Below are 23,695 nucleotides of genomic sequence, written 5' to 3' on the forward strand. Positions count from 1 at the left end.
CTCCAATTATACACACTTCCACTATCTTGGCAACCCCGTAAGTGTGATCACGCCATTTATTTGATAATCAAACCCATTAATCCTACAAATGTGGCGGCTTGATGTGGTGAAATCACACAACCGTTGAGATCTTCCATGGTCAGCACCAAGGAGTCAAATTCGCAATCGCTAAGATCCAAATCCTTCATTTTGGTCCCCGTTAAGGAAGCTTGGTCGATGTTACATTGACTGAACTCCATTTTTTGCAGTGCCAGATAGGCAAAGTCCGCACCAATCAATGTACATTCCGAGAAGGAGACCTGTTTCAGATGGGCAAAACGGAAATTGCTGTAGTCGCCTAGACCATGAAGGAAACTGACATTTTGCAATCGGCTATTGGAAAAATCAGTTCCGACAAACTTGCAGTTATGCCATTCGATCCGGTGCATGAAGGCACCAGAGAGATTGACATTGGAGAAGTCGCAGTGTTCGAACCTGACATCGGTGAATTCAAATTGTTCCAAGGTAGACTCCGAGATGGTCACATGTCTAAATACAACATTTTCAAAGGAAACCTTACTCGCTTCCTGTTGATCCAATGTAATGTTCTCGATCAGTTTGTGTTTGTACTCCACTTTGGATTCCAGGAATGCAATCGTTTCCGGTTCGAGCAACTGCTCCTGAATCTTGGGTTTGTCCATTTTCATCCCGTATTCCCCTATTCCTTAATAGCTACAACTCGCAGTCGGCTTCTGTCCAGATACCACTGTCCATCCCGCATCAGTTGTGGCTGTACTTTTTTCTCAACTGCTTCCATAATAACATCCTGTTCCGCAGGTGTGATACCACTGAATAAATACTCCGCGAAGCTGGTCAACCACTTTCTGGCACCTGGCTTGAACGGGGTAAATTGATCCACATGCTGAGCCAGACTAACTCGAAATCCGTGTTGCTCCAGAAGATTAGCATATTCGCCAATGGTCGGGTGATACCACGGATTCCGTCCTTCCCATTTGTATCCACGGGCATCCAGTTCTTCCTGTACCGCTGTAATTAATATAGCCGTGTTACCATTTGCAGCAAACTCAGCCACGAATCGCCCGCCCCTCTTGAGCGCTAACTGTATTGATTGTACTACAGCTGGAGCATCCTTTATCCAATGCAGAACGGCATGAGAGAAGACCGCATCAAACGGTTCTTCTGTCCGATAATGACAAGCATTTGCTACTTGAATATTCATATCAGGGTATTTCTGTTTAGCTTGCCTAATCGTCTCTTCTGAAAAATCTATACCTGTTGGCAGCGCTCCTGCGGCTGCAATTTTGGCTGTCAGTTCGCCATTACCGCAACCTACATCAAGAATACGTTCACCTTGGGATGGCTGGAGCAATGATAAGATAGGTGTGCCCTGTAACGTAGCAAAAGGAGCGGAATGACCACTCGATGATTCGTTCACTTGACCGGATGAATGTCCGTTATTCATAGATTATAATCTCCTTCTCAATTAAGGATCTAATGTATCTATAATAACTTCAATATAAGAGAACTGTCAATTCACTCATCAGATCACTATAAAAAAAGCCGCCGAATGGCGACTTTAACATTAAGAATTCGGATCAACTGAGATTTTGTTAGCCCACATATTCCATATTTCATACTCTCCTTGAATTTGTTCTGTAAACTGATGTTGTCTCGACCTCTACGGTAACTAGCTCTAACCAGCATGTGAAGTATATCTCTCGATGTACAGAATTTTCTTCATACTTGATCTGTGATTCGAGCCTGTCAATCAAAATTTGCCTCACATGGTTTGATAACCACTTCATCACCTTACTCACCAACTTTTCGAATAAACTTTAATCGCTTGGCTCTGTTAACATACTCTTAGTATGCCGAGTCATGGGTTGCAAGCGGTATATCAATCGTCTTAATTGATTGCCTGATCCTCTCAGGCCCTCTTTTGGTTCTGTACGGTAAGCTATATAATGTAAGTAGGTTAAATCCGTGAGGAGGATACATATGACCGAAGAAATATTTCAACCAAAACAGGAATTGAGTGACCTGATCAAACGCCATTCCAATCATAACGGTGCAATGGAAACGGCGATCCCTTCCCTGTTTGTCTATCACCATTCCAAGATTAGTGAACCGGCATACAGAGTATATAAACCTTCATTTTGTGTAATTGTTCAAGGGTTGAAAGAAGTATTGCTCGCACAGGAGCGTTATGAATATGGACCTTCCAATTACCTGATTGCTTCCATGAATCTCCCGGTCATCGGGCAGATTATCAAGGCATCCGCCGATGCACCCTACTTAAGTCTCAAACTCGAATTCACACCGAACCAAATTCTCGAAGTACTTAACGAATGCAATATCAAGGTAACATTCAACGAAAACGCCAGACGAGCCATGTTTGTAGGTCAGATGGAATCGTCCATTCAGGACGCTGTACTCCGACTTGTTCGATTGCTGGATACGCCGGGAGAGATACCGTTTCTGGCTCCGTTGTACGTTAAAGAAATCCTGTTCCGTCTCCTTCAAGGACCTTACGGAGGAGAACTGGCGCAGATTGCGGTTGACGGTAGCAGCACTTATCGGATCAGAGAAGCGATTGAGTACATCGTTCATCATTGGGAACAGCCATTTCGCATTGAAGATCTGGCTGAGACCGCCAGCATGAGCGTCTCTTCATTCCATCGTCACTTCAAAGAGATCACAGCTATGAGCCCATTACAATTCCAGAAACAATTAAGATTACAGGAAGCCCGGCGACTTCTGATGGCCGAATCTGCTGACGCGGCAGATGTAGCGTTCCGGGTTGGTTACGAGAGTGCTTCTCAATTTAGCCGCGAATATGCACGCATGTTCGGTGCACCGCCAAGAGCCGATATCCGACGGCTGAAAGAGAAATATGACATGGCCTTGAGTGAGTAACCGAGTATTCACTCTCTATCTCACAACTATCACACAAAAGGCAAACCAAAAAAGGACAACCACAATGAGTTGTCCTTTTTTCAGTATCAGAATTCTGCGTAATATCTTTTGGAATTTTCAAAATACTCGTATTTATGAAAGGAAATCGGAGCTGTTCTCCTTAATTTTTGAACAAGATTAGACCAATGCTTCGACCCGTTCTGGCACGTGGATCTCTCCGTGCAATAATTGAGCGATATCACGAGTCAGTGCATCCACATTCTCTTGACGAGTTGCCCAGCTGGTGCAGAACCGCACCGCACTGTGTGTATCGTCAACCTTTTCCCAGAAGGTGAACGTATAACCGTTGCGTAATTTCTCAAGCAAACGATCAGGCAGAATCGGAAACTGCTGGTTGGTTGGTGAATCGTACAGGAAGCGTACCCCCTGCTGTTCAAGTGAGTCATGAATTCTCAAGGCCATATCTATGGCATGGCGAGAAATATCGAGGTACAGACCGTCTTCGAACAACGTTTCGAATTGGATACCTAGCAATCTGCCTTTGGCAAGCAGGCCACCTTTTTGTTTGATCATATAACGAAAATCAGGTTTCAGTGCATCATTCAGGATAACAACCGCTTCTCCCATCAATGCGCCAATCTTGGTTCCCCCGATGTAAAACACATCACACAAGCGAGCAAGATCAGCAAGTGTCATATCGCAAGCGCGTGAAGCGAGTGCATATCCAAGACGTGCTCCATCCACGAAAAACGGAAGACCACATGCTCTGCTCACTGTATGCAATGCTTGCAGTTCTGCCTTGCTGTACATCGTTCCATTCTCCGTTGGTTGGGATATGTAGACCATTCCTGGTTGAACACAGTGTTCCGGCGACGACTCATTCATGTGGGCATCGTAGACTGCTCTAACCTGCTCAGGGGTGATCTTTCCGTCCTCGCTTGGAACTGTGAGTACCTTATGTCCCGTAGCTTCAATAGCTCCCGTCTCATGAACCGCAATGTGTCCCGATGTCGCAGCAATCACACCTTGATATGGACGCAAAATAGAGGCAATTACCGTTGTATTCGTCTGTGTGCCACCAACCAGGAAGTGAACATCAGCTTGCTCATTGTCACAAGCCTGACGAATAAGCATTCTCGCCCGTTCGCAGTGTCCATCCGTGCCATACCCGCTCGTCTGTTCCATATTGGTTTCCATCAGTCTTTGTAAAATGCGTTCATGCGCACCTTCGTTATAATCACATTCAAATCGTATCATCGTGTGGTCTCTCCTGCCTTCTTGTTCAACTTCTCTTGTATGTTCATCATGGAGGTGTATACCTCTTGAATCTCTTCTTCATTCAATTCTTGCATCAGCTTCAGGATCTGTTGATCGGATCGGTCATTCAATTGGGCATACAGTTCCTCACCCTTGGCTGTCAGACGAATCAGACTGACCCGGCTGTCGGCCGCAGAATCCACTTTCACCAGCAGTCCTTCCTTGGACAGCTTGTTCACAATTCGGCTCATGTAACTGCGATCAATGGTCAGTGTATCTACCAGATTGTTCGCAATGCTCTCCCCCCGAATTCCAATCTCAATAATGACTCGTACTTCTGCAAACGAATACCCTGTTCCAAGAATATGCTTATCGAGTACACCAAGTATGTTGGTATAAAAACGGTTAAAACGTCGCATGTCAGCCAGTATATCTGGATTTATGTACTGAGAGTCGATGTCAAACCCTCCTTTTTAGTGGACATTGTCAACATTATAATAATCACGTTAGTGGACGTTGTCAACATTATAATAATCACGTTAGTGGACGTTGTCAACATTATATTTTACATAGCATTTTATAACTTCATTTTTAATATTCAATCAAAAAAAAAGCCGCGCATATGCGCGGCAAGGTTGTTCTGTCATCGGAGTGACGAGTGTAATTATTTTTTGTTCAATTTACATGGATTAAGAGTGACTATATTGCACCTGATGAAGACGGCTGTATATCCCTCCAGCGGCGACCAACTCCTCGTGGTTACCCTGCTCCGCGATACCATCTGTGTTTACTACGATAATTCGATCTGCATTCTTGATAGTTGTCAGTCTGTGTGCAATCACAAGTGTAGTTCTACCCACCGACAACTCTGCGAGTGATTGCTGGATCAGTGCTTCCGTTTCCGTATCCAGCGCTGAGGTTGCCTCATCCAGAATAAGAATGGGTGGATTTTTCAAGAACATACGAGCAATAGATAACCGTTGCTTCTGTCCTCCGGATAGCTTGACTCCACGCTCGCCAATGACCGTATCCATGCCATCAGGCAACGTGAGAATCAGTTCCTCCAATGAGGCACGACGGGCGGCATCCCAGATTTGTTCATCCGTTGCACTCAGATCACCATAAGCAATATTCTCCTTAATGGTACCCGAGAACAAAAATACATCCTGTTGAACGATTCCGATATGCTTGCGCAAGGATTGAAGCTTAACGTTACGAATGTCGACGCCATCCACAGTGATACGTCCCTCTTCTACCTCATAGAATCGGGGCAACAGGCTACAGATTGTCGTTTTGCCTGCACCCGAAGGTCCAACAAAAGCAACGGTTTCCCCTGGTCGAACAGACAGACTGATATCACTTAGAATACGCCGACTGGATTCATAACCAAACGAGACGTTCTCAAAGCGAATATCACCCTTCACACTTTCGAATTCAACGGCGTTTTTGCTATCCGCAATCTCAGGTTCTGTATCAATGATCTCCAGATAACGCTTGAAACCAGCAATGCCCTTTGGATAACTTTCAATGACGGCATTGATTTTCTCGATCGGGCGGAAGAAGATATTGGACAGAAGCAGGAAGGCCATAAAGTCACCCATATTGATTCTGCCATCGATATAAAACCAAGCCCCACTGATCATGACAAACACCGTAACCAGTCGCATCATCATATAACTGACCGAGATACTTTTTGCCATCGTTTTGTAGGCAAGCAGTTTGGTTTTACGGAAATTCTGATTGTCCACTGCAAAAAGTTCTTTCTCATGTTCTTCGTTGGCGAACGATTGCACAACACGCATACCGCCGACGTTGTCTTCAATACGCGCATTGAAATTGCCGACATCTCCGAAAAGTCGCCGATACGTCTTTGTCATCCGACCACCAAATACGATAATCACCCAAGCCATAATTGGGATAATGATAAAGGTAAGCAGCGCAAGCTCCAGATTAATGTTAGCCATCAGCCAGAACGATCCGATTAATGTCATCACTGCGATGAATACATCTTCAGGTCCATGGTGAGCAACCTCGCCGATATCATTCAGATCATTCGTAAGATGACCAATTAAGTGGCCTGTTTTACGATTATCAAAGAACCGGAAGGACAGCTTCTGCAAGTGAGCGAACATCTTCTCACGCATGTTGGTCTCAATGTTAATGCCCAGCATATGTCCCCAATATGTAACTACATAGTTCAATACGGTATTAAGTGCATAGATGGATAACAGCACGACGCAGGCAAGCATAATGAGAGGCCAATCCTGACCTGGCAACAATTCATTAATGAATTTGCTGACGGCAAGGGGGAAAGCCAACTCCAGAAGACCTGCGAGTACAGCGCATCCAAAATCAATCAAAAACAGTTTTTTATAGGGACGATAATACGAAAAAAAACGACGAATCATACTTATTCACTCTCACTCTCCAGATCCTTATTGGGGTTTACATCTTCATTTTGCAGCTCGAAAAGATGGATATACTCGTCGATGACCTGATCAATGGCTTTCAACTCCCCACTGATTATCGGGCGAATATGTTCATACTCCTCCTGACCAAGTTGTCTGGCGAGCGTTGTTCTTCGATTCTGCATTTGTTCCAGAAATACAAGAATTCGGCCGCGACGGAATGTCTGCGCACCACGGCCCCGTTTTCCCTCATGTTCACCATGACCTCTTCCACGTCTGGAACGTTCACCACGTTGCTCATTGTCACTCATATCACGTCTTGGACGCTCAACTTGACGTACACTTCCATCCATCTCTTCGATAGGACGATCTCTCATATTTGCCACCCCCATAACGTGTATACATATGTATACAGCATATTCATGTATACGATTGTATACGCGATAAAAAGAAGTGTCAACCTAAATTTTCCAATAAAGTAACTACGCTTGTATATTCACCATCTTCTTAACAGAAAAAAGCCGCGATTTCGCGACTTTTTTTGTTGGCGACACTATTTTATCTCACTCATAAACTTTCTATATTCTTGAACCATTTCTTTGGATCGGGTGTGATGCAAATAATGTTCTCCCTCAAATGTCATCACTTTTCCATGCACAGAATCTTTGACTTGCTCTTCATGCAAGGGTATCCAGCCTTCTGTTTCCGTATCATTTGCTTGTAAAAAGAAAATCACAGGAAGATCTTTGGGGAAGGACAGGTTCTCAGCTACTTTGAAATTAGGACCAAAGTTCTCACCTTCATTCAGGTTGTTCGGATTAAACGTATTTTTGAGTGAAAGTATTCTAATTTGTTCTCTGGTCTCATCATCAACATCGGGTGCAATCAGTTGATCAGGGGCCAGTTTCATTAACAATCGGTAGAACCCTGATTTTTTAAGCAGTTTGTACGTTTCGGTTGGAAATGGATCATCATTACCTCCCTGCGTTGGGACACTACTCTCAATTCCGACAAATGAACTTACTTCGTTTGGATATTTGTTCACATAATCCAGGCCGTATATCCCTGAAATGGAGTGAGCCATGAGCGTGTAATTATGAATACCAAGTTGCTGTAACGCTTCATGAATTTCACTAACCATATTTTCAGTGGTACGCTCTTTTTCAGTAATATCACTTAATCCATAACCGAAAGGCTCAATGACAACAACTTTGTAAAATGAAGATAACTCATCGATGAGCGGTTTGAAATCAAGGGCTGGGGCAGGTGTTCCGTATCCAGGAAGCAATACCACCGTTTCTTTGCCTTTTCCTTGAATCAACACATTCATGTTTTTCCCGTCAACTGCTACAAACTGACCATAGGGTTTTATTTTCCCTTCCTCTGATTTGTTGCTAAATACATTAACAATAAAAACAGTGGCAATAAATAATGCAAAAGCGATAACGATGGCTCCGAATATTTTGAGCAAAATGATTAATATTTTTTTCATCATGATGGTGTTCTCCTGTTGAGTTCGTTTGTTGTACAGCCGTTTGAAACGCTATTCATTTTACTTTTTTAATGTAATTTCAAATTGAGAACCAGCCTCACCTGCAAATACAATACGACCGTTTTCTGGTAAAACAACTTCATTTTTACCGCTGACCACGGTGTGATTAATACAAATTCCGGTCTGATCATAGACAGCAAAGGCTCCCTTTGCAGGCAACTTCACTGTCATGACTTTTCCTTTCGCAGTAGCTGGTACCGAAAACCATTTGGCATATCCATCTGCTTGAATGGTTGTTGCAGATTGTTTACCCGAATAGATTGGTCTCACCATTTCCTCACTAGCGTATACATAACCTGAAAATGTAAGATACTCTCCTCCGTTCTTTTTGGAGAAATGAATGTCCATCGTATCACGTCCGGCAGTACCCGGAATCTGCAATTGATTGGCTGCTTCGTTGGCTCCAATAATCTTATTATTGGACATATATCCCGGATTCTCTTTATTCAACTGAATAGGCAGGATCGATGTAGCATTAAGATAGAGCATTGATGTGTATTTCTCATTCACCAGATAATATTTTTTACCATCACGCTTTGCCCATGCAGCGTTAATCTCCTTGGATAATTTATTGGCTTCAAGCTTCTCCCCATTATATTCTGAGAAAGCCAGCTGTCCGAGTCCTGGAACGGATATATAAGATCGTGACCACAAGTAGGTTTTCCCATTTTTCTCCACAACGAATTTCAACTTGTCTGTACCTTCGTTATTAACAAAAGTACCATCCGCTGTATAGGTGTATTCTTGAGCCGGATTACTCGGAGCAGTAAGTGAAGATACAGTCATTTGTCCAGCCTTATTTATTTTGATCTTCATAACCGAATTATTGCCGCCATATATACCTGCATACTTGGAGACTTCCTTAGGCATATTGGCCTTCACAGGTACGCCAAATGTTTTTTCTGGCTTCCGTTCTGTAATGATGTCCTTTTCCTCAAGTGCGCTGAGTAATAATTCATTCGCAATGAAATTATTGGTTAAGCTTGACCCGCCTGAAGAGATAACGGCTGCAGCCATGTTATATTCCGGGAGTACCACTAATGAGGACTGATAAGATAAAGTATCTCCACCTTTCATAACGGCCTTAATGCCGTATTCGTTGAATGGGAACAAGCTCACACTATCCCACCCCAACCCGTAAGACATCAGCGTATCGCTATCCTCTGGCCACATACCTCTTTTATACTCTTCTTGCGCCATAGCTTCTACAGACTTACTGGAAAGAATACCATCAACTTCTCCCGTGAAGATTCTTGAAAATTTGACCAGATCTTCAGCGGTGGAATACAGACCTCCAGTACCGATGATATTATAATTCTCTTTTGGAAGTGGTCCCTCATAAAAAGGGGAATAGATTGCTGCCATGTCTGACGGATTAACCACATCCTGTGGTGTTTTGGTCTGTTTCATATCCAAAGGCTCCGTGAAATACTTGTGTATAAATGCGGTATAACCGATGCCGCTCACTCTTTCGACCAGAATTTCGGCTAACGTAAAGCCATCGTTGCTGTAGACTGAGTATTCGCCGGGATCTGCTTTCAGGTTTTGATTCGCCAATTGCTCCAGAAACGTATCATGTGAATACGTGTCATTATCTCCGTACAATGTGGCATTGCTGGTTGAGGTGCCCAGAAGACCGGAGGAATGATTCAGCAACATACGGGGTGTGATCTGTTTGTATCGGTTATCTTTCATTGTAAAGTCAGGCATATAGTTCACAACAGGTGCATCCAAATCAATCTTGCCTTCGTCAACCAGCTTCATTACAGCGGCTGTAAGCATCATTTTACTGGTTGAACCAATGCCATAGACGGTGTTCGAAGTAAGAGGCACCTTATCGTTTATATCGTTTTTGCCCGTTTGACCGGACACCACAATCTCTCCACCATCGATGAGCGCATATTGCAGACTCGTCGTACCATATGTCTCGGTCAGTAATTTGGCTTTTTCGATCACGGCTTTCTTTGTTGTCTCATACGTAAGGTTGCTGTTGTTCATGGGAGTCGGTGCGGCCATTGCAGACATTGGGGCAAGTATCGTCAGCATGAGAGTCACAGCAGCTATAGTATTTCTCTTTCTTGCTCTCCTCACACTCATCTTCAGTTTTGTTACCTCTCTTGGTTTCATTCTTGCATCTACTCCTGTCTTCATCATTGTGTTAAGCCACCTTAACGTGGGCGCTAAAGACAATATAACAAACCAAGATGTCCCCCTAATGACTGCAGCATGAACGGAGGATGAACAGGCAAAAAAAGTTTGCATCATCATACGCAAGGAGTTTTATACAAGGTGTCATAACCTAGTGAAGGCATGAAATCCAATCACTCTGTGGGTGTTGTGATTGGCAAGATGACTATGAAGGTCGTTCCTCGTCCATATTCGCTCTCCACCCGGATGTCCCCTTGATGAAGCGAGACGATCTGCTTTACAATAGCTAGTCCCATACCGCTTCCTTCATATTTCTGACTGTGGGAACGATCTGCTTTAAAGAAGCGGTCAAATATACGCTTTTGGTCTTCCGGGAGAATACCAATACCCGAATCCGATATGCGGATCGTCACGTTCTTGATATTCTGTTTGATCCTGATGCTAATTCGGGCACCATCTTCGGAAAATTTGATGGCATTGCCGAAGATATTGATCCACACCTGATTTAACTGGTCATGATCGGCCGTGATTTTGGTGGGCTGCAAATCAAGATCGAACTGAATGTTACGGGCCGACCATTGGGGTTGAATAGCGACGATTACTTGTCTGATCTGTTCATCCAGACTGAGCGTGGCGAGCCGCATTTGCAATGATTGAGATTCAAGCAAACTCAGCTTTAGCAGACTATCACTTATTTTGGACATTCTTGCAGTTTCAGTGATGATAATATCGAGATAATCGCTTCTTTCGTCATCCGGGAGGTCTACCTGCTTGAGCGCTATAGCAAAACCGGAAATGGAAGTGAGCGGAGACTGAACTTCATGGGACACGTTTGCTACGAATTCCCTACGCATCTGCTCAAGCTGCTTTAGATCGTGCATCATTTCTTCGAAACTACGAGCCAGAGCACCTATCTCACCCTTTTGTTTAATATTAAGCTTGACATTGAAATCTCCGGCAGCTATAAGCCGGGTCGCTTCTGTCAGCTTTTTGATCGGTCTCACCAGAAACATAGCCGCAATTAGTATCAATAGGCTTCCTGCTATTAACGAACAAATCATAAAAGTTAAAACAAACTTGATGAGAAATGAGGTGGAAGAGGAAGTGAGGGGCTCTACAAACATTGCTTTGCTTCCCATTTCAGTTTTTATCGGCAATCCCAAGAAGAACGTATCGATCCCATTGAATTGGACCCTTTCCCCATCCAGCACTTTCTTCACTTGTTCCGTCGTCACCGGGAAAGGATGTTGTTCTTTAAGTTCTCCGTAGGATTGGAATTGATCCGTTGCTTTATAGATTCGAATGTGATAGGAATTGAGTTGTTTCATTTCACTTATAAACATTTCTGCTTCATGTAACGGCAATGTCTCGTAGATGCGGACGATATCCTGGCCAAAGTCAAGCAAGGAGCCTTGTAAGTTTTCGTTTAATTTATCTTGAAATATCCAGGTTGTAGCAAGAAAAGAAAGGATTGTGCCCCCAATCACGGAGACCAGAAAGGTCAGGACTACACGTGTATAGAGGGAGCCGGTCACTCTTGCACCTCTAGCCGGTAGCCAAGTCCCCGCACCGTTTCGATACGAAAATCGGAGATATCGGCAAAACGTTCGCGTAGACGTTTAATATGCACGTCTATCGTTCGATCATCGCCAGTATAATTAATTCCCCAAACTTGATCGATTAATTGCTCCCGCGTATAGACTTGTCCCGGTAATCCAGCAAGTTTATACAATAATTCGAACTCTTTAAGCGGCAAGGTGAACGACTCTGTACCCCTCAGGACCTTATAAGTCTGCCGGTTCAAAATAACGTTTCCTAATTGGATGGTCTGCGTTAATCCTATACGGTATCGTTTCAACAGTGCCTTGACGCGAGCCATCAACTCAAGCGGATCGAATGGCTTCGTCATATAGTCATCTGTCCCGAGCTGAAATGCTTGTACTTTCTCCCAGGTCTCGTTTCTTGCCGTCAACATTAGTAACGGAAGATCCGGATTGGCTCTTCGAAGTTCCTCACATAATGCCCAACCGTCCATGACTGGCATCATAATATCAAGAATAACCAAATCGACTGGCGTGGAGGTATAGATAGCCAGGGCTTCCTTTCCGTCTACGGCGTTGATGGTTGTAAATCCGTCGTTGCGCAAAAATAAACAGACGAGTTTGCGAATGTTCGCATCGTCGTCAGCAACCAATATCGTAGGCAACGTTTCCACTCTCCTAAAAAAGAATAATTCTTCAGTTGAGCAATAGCGAAGAATTCTAACTGAAGTGACAAACTAATTATAGTTAAATTGAACAAAAGCAGCCGATTACTTTGATCGGCTGCTTTCTTAGTTTCTTTCATAAAACTAACTACGGCACAACATCTATTTTAATGAAATTTCAAATGTGGAATCCACGTCACCTGCAAATACAATGCGGCCGTTCTCTGGTAAAACAACCTCGTTCACACCGCTGACTACGGTGTGATTAATACAAATACCCTTCTGATCATATACGGCAAAGGCGCCAGTTGCAGGCATTTTAACCGTCATGACTTTCCCTTTCACCGTTGCTGGTATCGAAAACCATCTGGCATATCCGTCTGCTTGAATCGTTGCTAGAGATTGTTTACCCGAATAGAGTGGTTGTACCATTTCCTCACTGGCGTATATGCTACCAACGGCTGTAATGTACTCTACTCCGTTCTTTTTAGCAAAATAAATCTCCTTTGTATCACGTCCAGCCAGGCCAGGGATTTGCAGCTCCGTGACTGCTTCGTTTGCTCCAATAATCTTAGTATTGGATACATACCCAGGCGTCTCTTTGTCCAAATGAATAGGGAGAATTGGTGCCGAATTGAGATAAACCGTTGATGTATATTTCTCATTCAGAAGGTAATATTTTTTACCTTCACGTTTCTCCCATGAGGCCGTAATATCCTGGGATAATTCATTGGCTTCCAGCTTTTCCATTTTATATTCGGAGAAAGCCAATTGTCCAAGTCCTGGTAAGGATATATAAGATCGATACCACAGATAAGTCATTCCATTCTTCTCCTTAACAAATTTCAACTTTTCCGTGCCTTCATCGTTAACAAAAGTACCATCTGCTGTATAGGTGTATTTTTGAACCGGATCACTTGGAGCTGAAGGTGTGGATACAGTCATTTGTCCAGCAGTATTCATTTCGATCTTCTTAACCGAATTATTGCCGCCATATATACCTGCATTCGTGGCTATTTCTTTAGGTATATCTGCCTTCACTGGAACACCAAACGATTTTTCCGGCTTCCGTTCTGTAATAATGCCCTTTTCCTCAAGTGCGCTGAGTAATAATTCACTCGCAATGAACTGATCTTTGGCACTTGTCCCACCTGATGAGGTAACGGCTGCAGCCAGATTATATTCCGGCAGTACGACTAATGATGAGTGATACGATATGGTATCTCCACCTTTTGTTACTGCCTTGATACCGTATTCACTGAATGGGTACAGATTTACACTATCCCACCCTAAACCGTAAGATATAGACGTATCGCCACCCTCTGGCCACATGCCTTTTTTGTATTCTTCTTGCGCCATGGCTTCTACAGACTTATCGGTAAGAATGCCTTGGACCTCTCCCGTGAAGATTTGTGAAAACTTCGCAAGATCTTCAGCGGTGGAATAAATGCCTCCAGTAGCGATAACATTATAATTCTCTTGTGGAAGCTGACCCTCATACATAGGAGAATAGATTCCCGCCATTGCTGCCGTGTCAACCACATCCTGTGGTGTTTTGGTATGTTTCATGTCCAAAGGTTCCGTAAAATATTGGTGTATAAAAGCTGTAAAACTCATGCCGCTAACACGTTCAACCATAATCTCGGATAACGTAAACCCATCGTTACTATACACCGAGAACGCGCCCGGATCTGCCTTCAGGTTTTGACTTGCCAATTGATCCAGAAACGTATCATGTGAGTACGTATCATTATCCCCGTACAATGTGGCATTGCTGCCCGTGCCTCCCAGCAGACCGGAAGAATGATTCAACAGCATGCGTGGTGTGATTTGTTTGTAGCGATGATCTTTCATTTGAAAATCAGGTATATAGTTCACAACAGGCAGATCCAAATCCACCTTGCCTTCTTCAACTAACTTCATAACAGAAGCTGTGAGGAACATTTTACTCGTTGATCCTATGCCATAGATTGTATCGGGCGTAAGAGGCACCTTGTTGTTGTTATCGTTCTTGCCTGTCTGACCGGACACCACAATCTCGCCACCATCGATAAGGGCATATTGCAGGCTTGTGATTCCATGCTTCTCAGTGAGTAACTTGGCTTTCTCCATCACCGTTTTCTTGGTTGGTTCATACGTATGATCACTGCTACTTGTAGTAGGCGCAGCCATTGCAGACATTGGAGCTAACATCGTTAATGCCAGCGTTAACACGGCGATTGAAGTGCGTTTTCCCTTTTGTCGTCCCATTCACATCATCTCCTGAATTTTAAGTGTTTTGGTTATTTGATTTCTTCTGGGTCTACAAATTTCACCTCCGGATACAAGTCGTTTGGTCCCTGAATCAGATCTCCACCCGTTCCTTTCAGTTGCTTGTTAAAGAAATCGAGTACATATTGATTTACGATGTTTGATCCTCTTTTACCATTGATGTCTCCTGTAATGCCCGACAGTTTAACCAGCTCTGAATAGAACTGAAGGTCCGTGAAATTGAAGTGCTGGGTTCCTTCTACATAGATCACTTTTCCCCCATGATTCATAACATTTTTCATAATGTGCAGCTCATCTGAAAGAGATTTAGTTACTTCATCATCCGAATTTCTATCTATTTCAAAGTTGGCGAACCACTCTTCAAAACTTCCCGATCGGATGAACATAAACGGCTTGTTTATATCATCTCTATTTTCCACTTCATATAGTGATCCATCCATATTAACTCCGGCCTTGATTCTCTGATCTAAATACGTTGCATTAAACGCGGTTGCACCCCCGAAAGAATGCCCCATCGCGCCGATGTGATCTAGATCGATTTTTCCTTTAAACTGACTTTCGATTGCACCTGAATTCAACTTTTCGATTTGATCGATTACAAACTCCACATCTTTCGTCCATATACTCCCTGTTTTTGTACGTTCATCTAGTGTAGTCGTACTTTTTTTGTAATCCGTTACACGGCCATCTGGAAAAAGGGTAGCGAAGGTGCTATACGTATGATCGATGGTGACCACGATATACCCATGACTGGCCAGATTCTCGGCCTGTGATACATGTAGAACTCTACTGGTTCCCATACCATGAGATAGTAGTACCACGGGATAAGGACTTGTAGAAGGTAATATTTCAACATTTTCATAAGAGTTGGTTTGACTATACTTCAAGTAGTCGAGCAAAAATTCGGGCAGTTTTAAAGAATTAGAGAAGCTCTGAATATACTTTTTGAACATTTCTTTATCTTTTGGAAACAGCGTGTCACGCTTGTTATTATTGCTGTTTTCAGTTGGGTACCAAACTTGAACCATTAGTTCTCTCTTATCGCTTTGATCTTCAGTGAAGATTTCGTCTCTGTTCTGGTCTGTTAAATGAAATGTTTGAGTACCCACCTTCTCTGGACCATCAAGCTTCGGCAGATTAAAAACAGGTAAGTATACAGACAAGACGGTAGAACCAACAAGCAGAATAACGATTAAGGAAGATAAACTATATTTCAAGAACTTCCCTATTTTAAGATTCGCCATCTTATCGGAATGTCTGAATAAAACGATGATTATGAATAGAGCCGTCATGATATATACCAGCAGCAACTGCCATCTGTATCCCTCAACAAACAATTGAACTAATAATATAACGCTACTTCCTATACCCAAACCCAAACCTATTTTCTTTGCACTTCTTTTAATAAATAGTAGGTCTATGAGTAACGCGAAACAGGATAGTACTAACAGTATCTCAAATAATCTCAATTGAATTCCTCTCTCTCATCACGGACTTTTACAGAATTTTCACTTCGCTTCGTTCATGAATGCTCTAACATCTTTTGCTATTTCTTTGAATAACGTATGGTGCAAGTAATGTTCGCCATCCATGGTGATTACTTTCCCATGTACTGAATCTTTGATCTGCCCTTCATGCAGCGGTATCCATCCTTCTACACCTTCATTATTCGCTTGTACAAAGAGAAGAAGTGGCAGGTCTTTAGGGAAGGTTAAACCTTGGGCTCCTTTAAAATTGGAAGCAATATGGTCCATTTCATTCAAAGTCGTGGAACTGTTCGAGTTTTTATTCGACAGCATGTTCATCTGCTCTACGGTATGTTTATCAAATGCGAGTCCAGCATAGGGGTCACTACTAAATTTGACCACCAATCTTTGGAGACCTGATTTTTTAAGAAATGCGAACGTTTTAGTAGGTAATTTGGCATCCATACCCGGTTGTGTTGAAACACTGCTATCAATTCCGACAAATGCCGTGACCTCATCCGGATATTTGTTCACATAATCAATGCCATAAATGCCTGCAATGGAGTGACCCATGAGCATGTACTGATGAATATCGAGTTGCTGCAGAGCTTCATGAACTTCACTTACGATATTCTCTGTGGTTCGTTCTTTTTCAGTAGCATCACTTAACCCATACCCGAATGGCTCAACCGCCACAACTTTGTAATATGGTGATAGTTCGTCAATGAGCAGTTTAAAATCAAGCGCTGGTGCTGCTGTTCCAAAACCAGGCAGAAGTACAATCGTTTCCTTGCCTTCACCTTGAATGAGTACATTCATATTTTTCCCGTCTACAGATACATGCTGACCATAGGAATCTATTTTCTTGGCCTCTGAATTACTACTGATCACATTGGTGATATAAACAATACCTAGAAATAGAATAATGGCGATTACGATTGCTCCTACTATTTTCAGTATCATGTTTCTCACTTTTTTGGCCTTTGATCTATTCTTTGTTTTCTTTTCCGCTGGCTGCGTCGTCAGTGTTATCTTCTCCTGTCTTGAACTGATAGTTCGATTGTCTTTTTTGCTGCTAATGAAATCTTATCCAATGAAAATGTACTCCCCGTGACGTCAATATGAACTGAATATGAACAAGCCAATTCATTTATATTTACTGCTGCGTCATAAATCCCCTGAATTTTTCAGCAATTTCTTTGGGATGGGAACGATACAAATAATGATTTGCTTCCAGCAGCACCACTTCACCACGCACAGAGTTCTCTATTAACTTCTCGTGTTCCGGAACCCAATTGTCTGCTGCCGGATGATTCTTTTGAACAAAGAAAAGAACTGGAAGATTAACAGGGAAAGTTAGTTGTTCAGATGTTTTAAAGTTGGAATACATACTTTCTGCCTCATTTAATTGCGTGGTATTATACATATTTTTGCGTATCAGAATGTTCAATTGTTCTTTCGTTTGCTCATCATAAGGCAGTCCATCATAAGGGTCAGCACTCAGTTTCAGTTGCACTCGGGCGAAACCCAAGTTGCGGAACCATTTAATCGGTTGTGTATCTGATGAATCAATCTTCTGTTCACTTATCGCTGGAACACTGCTATCCAGCCCAACATATGCACTTATTTCATCTGCATACTTGTTCACGTAATCCAGGCTATAGATCCCCGAAATGGAATGACCCATGAGGATATAACGATCAATATGTAGACGCTGTAACGCTTCATGAATTTCACTGACGATATTTGCTGTGCTGCGTTCCTTTTTGGTCTGATCACTCAATCCGTAACCAAAGGGCTCAACAACGACAACTTTATAATATGGAGATAACTCGGAGATAAGAGGTTTAAAATCAAGCGCTGGTGCCGCTGTTCCAAAACCAGGCAGAAGCACAATCGTTTCCTCGCCTTCGCCTTGAATGAACACATTCATATTTTTTCCGTCTACGGATACATGTTGACCATACGGTTCCATTCTTTTTTGCTCCGAATAACTGCTGATTTTATTGACGGTATATACGATAGCTACAAAAAGTAAGATTGCTATAATGATTGCGCAAAGTACTTTAAACAAAATGCTTAACACTTTCTTGGTTTTGCTTTTACTCTGGACTCCTCTGTCTGCTTGTAGATTCACATTCATCTGCTCCTATCCTCATCTTTATATTGGCCTGGCAGGCCGCTTAAGAAATCCTAATCAAGAAAGATGTACTCCCCATGACCGGAATATGAACGGAGTATGAACAAGCAAAAAAAATGTCCTATGTAACATACAAGGAAGCTTGCATGTTACATAGGACATGAACATTCGGTTTAGATAATCCGATGGATATTCTATTCATTGGCCTAACCTGTGAGCCTAACTATCCGTTGGTGGATGGATGGGCAACGTAATCATAAAGGTCGTGCCTTGACCAGGTTCGCTTTCCACTTGGATGTCACCCTGATGAAGGGAGACGATCTGTTTAACGATAGCAAGTCCCATACCACTCCCGTCATATTTGCGGCTGTGGGAACGATCTGCCTTGAAAAAACGGTCGAATATACGCTTCTGATCTTCCAGGGGAATTCCAATGCCCGTGTCGGATATTCGAACATTCACATTTTTGAAGTCCTCTTCGATACTGACTTTAATCATACCGCCATCCTTGGAAAACTTGATGCTATTTCCGATGATGTTTGTCCATACCTGATTTAACTGATCGTGATCAGCCGTAACCTTCACGTTCTCCAAATCAAGCTCGAAATGAATGTTGCGCCCAGACCATTGCGGCTGAAGCGCCACGATGACCCGCCTGATCTGTTCATCAAGGCTTAAGGTGGTGAGCCGTAGTTGCTGTGACTGCGATTCAAGCAAACTCAGCTTCAGCAGGCTATCGCTCATTTTGGACATTCTTTTTGCTTCTGAGATGATAATATCCAGGTAACGGTTTCGTTCTTGTTCTGAGAGATTTACTTGCTTCAGTGCCGAAGCGTAACCGGATATCGAGGTGAGCGGAGACTGAACCTCATGCGAAACATTGGTAACGAATTCCCTGCGCATCTGCTCCAACTGCTGAAGATCATGCATCATTTCTTCAAAGCTGCGGGCCAATGTACCAATCTCCGTCGTTTGTTTAATGTTCAGCTTGACGTTGAAGTCTCCAGCTGCAATCCGTTTGGTCGCTTTGGTCAATTTTTTGATCGGTCTAACCAGATATACAGAAGCAACCACAATCAACAAACTTCCTACAATCAAGGAACAGCTTGCAAAAATCAAGCCAAACTGGACCACAAAAGAGGCTGAGGGCGGTGAGAGTGTTTCTAGAAACATCGCTCTTGTACCCGTTTCCGTCTTGATCGGTAGCCCCAAAAGAACGGTAGCGATACCTTTAGGTGTGTCCTGCACAACCCCTCCGTTTAACACCTTCTTGAGTTGATCCGTCGATACGGGGGATGATTTATGTTCGTTAAGCTTCCCATAAGACTGGAACTTGCCCGTTGCATCATAAATTCGAATATGATACGAATCAAGTTGCTTCATTCTACTAACGAATGATTCTGCTTCATCAGCAGGCAGCGTCTTATAAATCTGCACAACGTCCTGGCCAAAGTTGCGTATGTTAATTTGAGCATTTTCATTCAATTGATCTTCGAATATCCAGGTTGACATAAAAAATGAAATAATCGTGCCTGTGATGACTGACACCAGAAAGGTCAGAACAACACGAATATATAAGGATCTGATCATTCATAGACCTCAAGTCTGTACCCTAGCCCACGCACCGTTTCAATCCGAAAATCAGGTGTAGTGGCGAATCGTTCGCGCAGGCGTTTAATATGTACGTCTATTGTTCGATCATCTCCCGCGTAATCAATACCCCATATCTGATCGATTAATTGCTCACGTGTATAGACTTGTCCTGGTGTTCCAGCAAGCTTATACAGCAATTCGAACTCCTTAAGTGGTAACGTAAGCGACTCTGCACCTCTCATCACCTTATACGTCTGACGGTCCAGAATGACGTTGCCAAACTGGATTGTGTGTGTGGAGCCGATTTTGTATCGTTTCAGTAATGCTCGGACACGAGCGGTCAGCTCTAATGGATCAAACGGTTTGGTCAAATAATCATCCGTACCCAGTTCGAATCCTTTCACCTTCTCCCAAGTCTCTCCTCTCGCCGTCAGCATGAGTAACGGGAGGTCGGGATTGGCTCTTCGGAGTTCTTTGCACAGTGCCCAACCATCCATGACAGGCATCATAATATCAAGGACGACCAGATCCACTGGAGTTTCGCCATATATAGTGAGAGCTTCCTTACCGTCCGCAGCTTCCACTGTTGTGAATCCATCGTTTTTGAGAAATAGACAGACGAGTTCACGAATGTTCGCATCGTCGTCTGCAACGAGTATAGTAGCCATATGTTTTTTCTGTCCTCTCCGTTACGTTTAAATATATAGTCCAACTTGTATAGTAAATATTAAAACATCTTGCTTATAGTATATCCACAGCAAACATCGTATGTTCTTTCAACGTTCCCTGGATTGGCACAGGCTGTGACCCATTCTCCTTGAATCCTGCTTTTTGAAGGACACGAATGGAACCTGTATTATCGGGTACAGCGCCAGCTTCGATTCGAGTAATTTCAGTTTCGTGTTTGGCAAATTCCAGTACACATTGCAGGGCTTCGCTCATATATCCTTTTCCTTGATGCAGAGTATCCGTCACATAACCAACGATCCATTTTGGGGTAGAATCCAGTATGATCTCGAACAAAGAAATTTCACCGACGAGTTCATCCGTTGTATGTAGAAAAATACCAAAAGAATAGCGATTTCCTTCTTCTCTCTTCTTGTTCCAGCTCTCAATGAGTGACCTTTGCCCTTCCAAGCTGTAGAAAGACTCGTCCCGATCACTTGCTGATATGTTCTCTATTTCCCCACGGTTGCGAACCTGTAGATCCAGAAGCAATGCGGCATCATCCACATTCCAAAATCTCACATAGATACGTTCTGCACTATATTTCATCACATTATTCCTCCTCTATTAACGTTAGGTGCAATTGTAGCATGATTATATCAGGTCATTATAAGAGTACGAGCGGATCAACGAGAATTGTTTCGCCAGAAAATGCGGGGAATATGGCATATCATTACGCAACCAGGCAACGATGGTTCCAATCAGAGCCGAAGAACCGTACCATATTGCGATTTCTTTGTGAATGCCGGATTCTTCGAGTTCATCTTCCATCTCTACCCGATCAATTTTGGCTTTGACCAGCGTACTCAACAATTTAAGCAGTCGTTCGGTAAAAATCGGTGTGCGCTTTGTAGCAAGAACCACTTGATAGAACGAGGCGTTCTCTGCAAAATGCTCCAGTAACTTGACTAGAACAGGCCAAGCCTCTTCCGTTCTTTGTTTCTCAAAATGAGGGGCATATTCATCCACGATCCGTTCAATATTCTCAATCATCTCATCCGCCATCTTCTCCATCATATCCGTAATATCACGATAGTGCAGGTAGAAGGTTACCCGATTGATCGTCGCTCGTTCGGCAATTTTGTTGACTGACAACTTCTCAATATCCATTTCCTGCAGCAATTCAACAAATGCACCTCGAATTAACTGACGTGTTCGCAATATTCTTGGGTCCACGGCTGATTTCTTCTCGTCTTTCACGTGTATCCCTCCCATCAAATTTTAAACATTACAATTTTAAACAAACAGTCGTTTATTTTTGATTTACACAACAAATTCATTTTATTTGTAAAATAAACAACGAAAACACGTCATAACGTAAATTGTAATCTGTCCGAATATGTATATAATTCAATAAATACAATGCAAACTATACAACACGTTGTAAATTTAGTCACGTGTGGATTGAAAGGATGAAAAGGATTGAGTCAGGCTAGAGTACAAGAAGAATTATCCGTAAAGAAAGGCCCCATCCTGTTTATCATGATTTTGGGAGCCTTCCTTGCAACGTTGAATCAAACGATCATGAGTGTCGCTACACCGGAACTGATGGGTGATTTTAACATCTCCGCCGCAACAGCACAATGGTTAACGACAGGTTACATGCTGGTGAACGGGGTGCTTATCCCAATCACGGCCTACTTTATGCAACGCTTTTCAACCAAGCAATTATTCCAAGCTTCCATGTTTATTTTCCTGATTGGTACCATCGTATCTGCTCTTGCAGATAACTTTGGCACATTGCTGACAGGACGTATGATTCAGGCAGCGGGTGCCGGCATTATCATGCCGCTCTTGATGCACGTTATTTTGACCTTGTTTGCTCCTGAAAAACGAGGATCTGCAATGGGTATGGTTGGTTTTGCCATCATTTTTGCCCCTGCAATCGGGCCTACCCTTGCCGGTTATATCCTCGAGAACTACTCTTGGCAAACGATGTTCTATGGCATGATTCCATTAACTCTTATTGTCATTGCCTTTGCGTTTGTATACCTGAAGAATGTATCCGAACGGGTCAACACAAAGTTCGACACAATCAGTGTGGTGCTGTCCACGATCGGATTTGGCGCATTGCTCTATGGTTTCAGCAGAGCAGGAAGTCTGGGATGGTCAAGTGCAGAAGTTCTTATCTGCATTGCGGCTGGGATTGTTTCTCTTGCCCTGTTTACATGGCGTCAGCTCGTGTCTGAAACTCCGCTGCTTGATCTGCGGGCTTTCAAGTACAATATGTTCTCCCTGACAACGGTCATTAGTATCGCGATTACAATGATCATGTATGCTGACATGATGTTGCTTCCCTTGTATCTCCAGAACGCACGTGGTTACACTGCACTGGAGTCCGGATTATTACTCCTTCCGGGTGCGCTTGTCATGGGCTTCCTGATGCCAGTAGCCGGAAAATTGTTTGACCGATTTGGAGCGAAATGGCTCGCTGTTATCGGGATGGTGATCACCATCGTGACGACAATTGGTTTCATCGACTTAACGGATTCAACCAGTTATGGTTACCTGGTATTAATGTCTACCGGCCGCCGAATTGGTATGGCTCTGCTCATGATGCCGATTCAGACTGCGGGACTTAACCAACTGCCACCAAGACTTGGTGCACACGGTACAGCTATCTCCAACACCGTCAGACAAGTGGCTGGTGCTGTAGGTACTTCATTACTCGTAAGTGTCATGACCTCCCGTACAACGGCACACGTACAGGATATGATGGCGACTGGTGCAGCCAATGGTCTCAGTCAAAAACAGCTTGCTACAGAATCCATGATCCAGGGTATCAATGATGCTTATGTTGTTATCATCGGTATCGCTGTTGTGGGATTGGTCCTTTCCTTCTTTATCAAACGCACCAAACAAGCCAAAGAGGAAGAAATCAAACAAGTGGTAAGACAAAAAGTTTCTATGAATTCAAATTAAGGTGTCCAGCCTCATACTTGCTTCCATAACAAAGCGGCAGATCAAGACGTTTACGTCTGGTCTGCCGCTTTTTAGGTTGTGTCCCGTATG

The 23,695-nt window shown here is 43.2% G+C and carries 20 protein-coding genes; 2 read left to right on the forward strand and 18 right to left on the reverse strand.

Going from position 1 to position 23,695, the window contains the following annotated elements:
* Positions 1-56: 56 nt before the first annotated feature.
* Positions 57-686 carry a pentapeptide repeat-containing protein gene (locus tag AC1DE7_RS06840; RefSeq protein ID WP_076249406.1) on the reverse strand — a complete coding sequence of 210 codons (630 nt, stop codon included), beginning with the start codon at positions 684-686 and terminating at the stop codon, positions 57-59.
* An 11-nt stretch (positions 687-697) separates the two neighbouring features.
* On the reverse strand, positions 698-1,462 hold the full coding sequence (locus AC1DE7_RS06845) for a methyltransferase domain-containing protein (protein ID WP_036670812.1): 765 nt from the start codon (positions 1,460-1,462) through the stop codon (positions 698-700).
* Positions 1,463-1,998: 536 nt separating this feature from the next.
* Here AC1DE7_RS06845 and AC1DE7_RS06850 point away from each other — a divergent pair.
* On the forward strand, positions 1,999-2,916 hold the full coding sequence (locus tag AC1DE7_RS06850) for an AraC family transcriptional regulator (protein WP_477533993.1): 918 nt from the start codon (positions 1,999-2,001) through the stop codon (positions 2,914-2,916).
* Between the two features lie 177 nt (positions 2,917-3,093).
* Here AC1DE7_RS06850 and AC1DE7_RS06855 read toward each other — a convergent pair whose 3' ends face one another.
* The 16 genes from AC1DE7_RS06855 to AC1DE7_RS06930 all read right to left on the reverse strand — a co-directional run bounded on the left by AC1DE7_RS06855 (position 3,094) and on the right by AC1DE7_RS06930 (position 21,883).
* Positions 3,094-4,173 (reverse strand): threonine aldolase family protein, encoded by a 1,080-nt coding sequence (locus AC1DE7_RS06855; RefSeq protein ID WP_340982610.1) that lies wholly within the window; start codon positions 4,171-4,173, stop codon positions 3,094-3,096.
* Positions 4,170-4,592 (reverse strand): MarR family winged helix-turn-helix transcriptional regulator, encoded by a 423-nt coding sequence (locus AC1DE7_RS06860; protein WP_036670809.1) that lies wholly within the window; start codon positions 4,590-4,592, stop codon positions 4,170-4,172. The genes AC1DE7_RS06855 and AC1DE7_RS06860 overlap by 4 nt, the downstream gene beginning before the upstream one ends.
* A gap of 270 nt (positions 4,593-4,862) precedes the next feature.
* Entirely contained in the window at positions 4,863-6,581 is a 1,719-nt protein-coding gene (locus tag AC1DE7_RS06865) for an ABC transporter ATP-binding protein (RefSeq protein WP_036670808.1), read from the reverse strand.
* 2 nt (positions 6,582-6,583) lie between these two features.
* Positions 6,584-6,958 carry a hypothetical protein gene (locus AC1DE7_RS06870; RefSeq protein ID WP_051449727.1) on the reverse strand — a complete coding sequence of 125 codons (375 nt, stop codon included), beginning with the start codon at positions 6,956-6,958 and terminating at the stop codon, positions 6,584-6,586.
* 176 nt (positions 6,959-7,134) lie between these two features.
* Positions 7,135-8,076 carry an alpha/beta hydrolase gene (locus tag AC1DE7_RS06875; RefSeq protein ID WP_405159271.1) on the reverse strand — a complete coding sequence of 314 codons (942 nt, stop codon included), beginning with the start codon at positions 8,074-8,076 and terminating at the stop codon, positions 7,135-7,137.
* A 57-nt stretch (positions 8,077-8,133) separates the two neighbouring features.
* Entirely contained in the window at positions 8,134-10,260 is a 2,127-nt protein-coding gene (locus AC1DE7_RS06880) for a serine hydrolase domain-containing protein (RefSeq protein WP_477534171.1), read from the reverse strand.
* Between the two features lie 194 nt (positions 10,261-10,454).
* Entirely contained in the window at positions 10,455-11,816 is a 1,362-nt protein-coding gene (locus AC1DE7_RS06885) for a sensor histidine kinase (RefSeq protein ID WP_101314053.1), read from the reverse strand.
* Entirely contained in the window at positions 11,813-12,487 is a 675-nt protein-coding gene (locus tag AC1DE7_RS06890; protein ID WP_024634381.1) for a response regulator transcription factor, read from the reverse strand. The genes AC1DE7_RS06885 and AC1DE7_RS06890 overlap by 4 nt, the downstream gene beginning before the upstream one ends.
* Before the next feature lie 162 nt (positions 12,488-12,649).
* On the reverse strand, positions 12,650-14,737 hold the full coding sequence (locus AC1DE7_RS06895) for a serine hydrolase domain-containing protein (RefSeq protein ID WP_477533994.1): 2,088 nt from the start codon (positions 14,735-14,737) through the stop codon (positions 12,650-12,652).
* Positions 14,738-14,769: 32 nt separating this feature from the next.
* A complete protein-coding gene (locus AC1DE7_RS06900) occupies positions 14,770-16,227 on the reverse strand; it encodes an alpha/beta hydrolase family protein (RefSeq protein WP_101314051.1) in 1,458 nt (485 codons plus the stop codon).
* 39 nt (positions 16,228-16,266) lie between these two features.
* Positions 16,267-17,187 (reverse strand): alpha/beta fold hydrolase, encoded by a 921-nt coding sequence (locus AC1DE7_RS06905; RefSeq protein ID WP_477533995.1) that lies wholly within the window; start codon positions 17,185-17,187, stop codon positions 16,267-16,269.
* 193 nt (positions 17,188-17,380) lie between these two features.
* Positions 17,381-18,367, reverse strand: a complete 987-nt coding sequence (locus AC1DE7_RS06910) for an alpha/beta fold hydrolase (RefSeq protein ID WP_477533996.1) — start codon at positions 18,365-18,367, stop codon at positions 17,381-17,383.
* A gap of 216 nt (positions 18,368-18,583) precedes the next feature.
* Positions 18,584-19,954: a sensor histidine kinase gene (locus AC1DE7_RS06915; RefSeq protein WP_477533997.1), complete on the reverse strand. Its 1,371-nt coding sequence runs from the start codon at positions 19,952-19,954 to the stop codon at positions 18,584-18,586.
* Positions 19,951-20,625: a response regulator transcription factor gene (locus AC1DE7_RS06920; protein ID WP_282321525.1), complete on the reverse strand. Its 675-nt coding sequence runs from the start codon at positions 20,623-20,625 to the stop codon at positions 19,951-19,953. Before AC1DE7_RS06920 ends, AC1DE7_RS06915 begins: the two co-directional genes overlap by 4 nt.
* 73 nt (positions 20,626-20,698) lie before the next feature.
* Positions 20,699-21,232 (reverse strand): GNAT family N-acetyltransferase, encoded by a 534-nt coding sequence (locus AC1DE7_RS06925; RefSeq protein WP_282321526.1) that lies wholly within the window; start codon positions 21,230-21,232, stop codon positions 20,699-20,701.
* 45 nt (positions 21,233-21,277) lie between these two features.
* On the reverse strand, positions 21,278-21,883 hold the full coding sequence (locus tag AC1DE7_RS06930) for a TetR/AcrR family transcriptional regulator (RefSeq protein WP_047842851.1): 606 nt from the start codon (positions 21,881-21,883) through the stop codon (positions 21,278-21,280).
* Positions 21,884-22,165: 282 nt separating this feature from the next.
* On the opposite strand from AC1DE7_RS06930, the gene AC1DE7_RS06935 reads away from it, so the two are divergent.
* Complete coding sequence (locus AC1DE7_RS06935; protein ID WP_076249946.1) at positions 22,166-23,605, forward strand: DHA2 family efflux MFS transporter permease subunit; 1,440 nt, start codon at positions 22,166-22,168, stop codon at positions 23,603-23,605.
* Positions 23,606-23,695: the final 90 nt, after the last annotated feature.

The sequence above is a fragment of the Paenibacillus sp. 10L310 genome, from assembly GCF_056395745.1.

What these genes read in the sequence shown, in the direction of transcription:
- AC1DE7_RS06840 (WP_076249406.1), bottom strand. Translation starts at nt 686, where the DNA reads ATGAAAATGGACAAACCCAAGATTCAGGAGCAGTTGCTCGAACCGGAA.
- AC1DE7_RS06845 (WP_036670812.1), bottom strand. Translation starts at nt 1,462, where the DNA reads ATGAATAACGGACATTCATCCGGTCAAGTGAACGAATCATCGAGTGGT.
- AC1DE7_RS06850 (WP_477533993.1), top strand. Translation starts at nt 1,999, where the DNA reads ATGACCGAAGAAATATTTCAACCAAAACAGGAATTGAGTGACCTGATC.
- AC1DE7_RS06855 (WP_340982610.1), bottom strand. Translation starts at nt 4,173, where the DNA reads ATGATACGATTTGAATGTGATTATAACGAAGGTGCGCATGAACGCATT.
- AC1DE7_RS06860 (WP_036670809.1), bottom strand. Translation starts at nt 4,592, where the DNA reads ATGCGACGTTTTAACCGTTTTTATACCAACATACTTGGTGTACTCGAT.
- AC1DE7_RS06865 (WP_036670808.1), bottom strand. Translation starts at nt 6,581, where the DNA reads ATGATTCGTCGTTTTTTTTCGTATTATCGTCCCTATAAAAAACTGTTT.
- AC1DE7_RS06870 (WP_051449727.1), bottom strand. Translation starts at nt 6,958, where the DNA reads ATGAGAGATCGTCCTATCGAAGAGATGGATGGAAGTGTACGTCAAGTT.
- AC1DE7_RS06875 (WP_405159271.1), bottom strand. Translation starts at nt 8,076, where the DNA reads ATGATGAAAAAAATATTAATCATTTTGCTCAAAATATTCGGAGCCATC.
- AC1DE7_RS06880 (WP_477534171.1), bottom strand. Translation starts at nt 10,260, where the DNA reads ATGAAACCAAGAGAGGTAACAAAACTGAAGATGAGTGTGAGGAGAGCA.
- AC1DE7_RS06895 (WP_477533994.1), bottom strand. Translation starts at nt 14,737, where the DNA reads ATGGGACGACAAAAGGGAAAACGCACTTCAATCGCCGTGTTAACGCTG.
- AC1DE7_RS06905 (WP_477533995.1), bottom strand. Translation starts at nt 17,187, where the DNA reads ATGATACTGAAAATAGTAGGAGCAATCGTAATCGCCATTATTCTATTT.
- AC1DE7_RS06910 (WP_477533996.1), bottom strand. Translation starts at nt 18,367, where the DNA reads ATGAATGTGAATCTACAAGCAGACAGAGGAGTCCAGAGTAAAAGCAAA.
- AC1DE7_RS06915 (WP_477533997.1), bottom strand. Translation starts at nt 19,954, where the DNA reads ATGATCAGATCCTTATATATTCGTGTTGTTCTGACCTTTCTGGTGTCA.
- AC1DE7_RS06920 (WP_282321525.1), bottom strand. Translation starts at nt 20,625, where the DNA reads ATGGCTACTATACTCGTTGCAGACGACGATGCGAACATTCGTGAACTC.
- AC1DE7_RS06925 (WP_282321526.1), bottom strand. Translation starts at nt 21,232, where the DNA reads ATGAAATATAGTGCAGAACGTATCTATGTGAGATTTTGGAATGTGGAT.
- AC1DE7_RS06935 (WP_076249946.1), top strand. Translation starts at nt 22,166, where the DNA reads ATGATTTTGGGAGCCTTCCTTGCAACGTTGAATCAAACGATCATGAGT.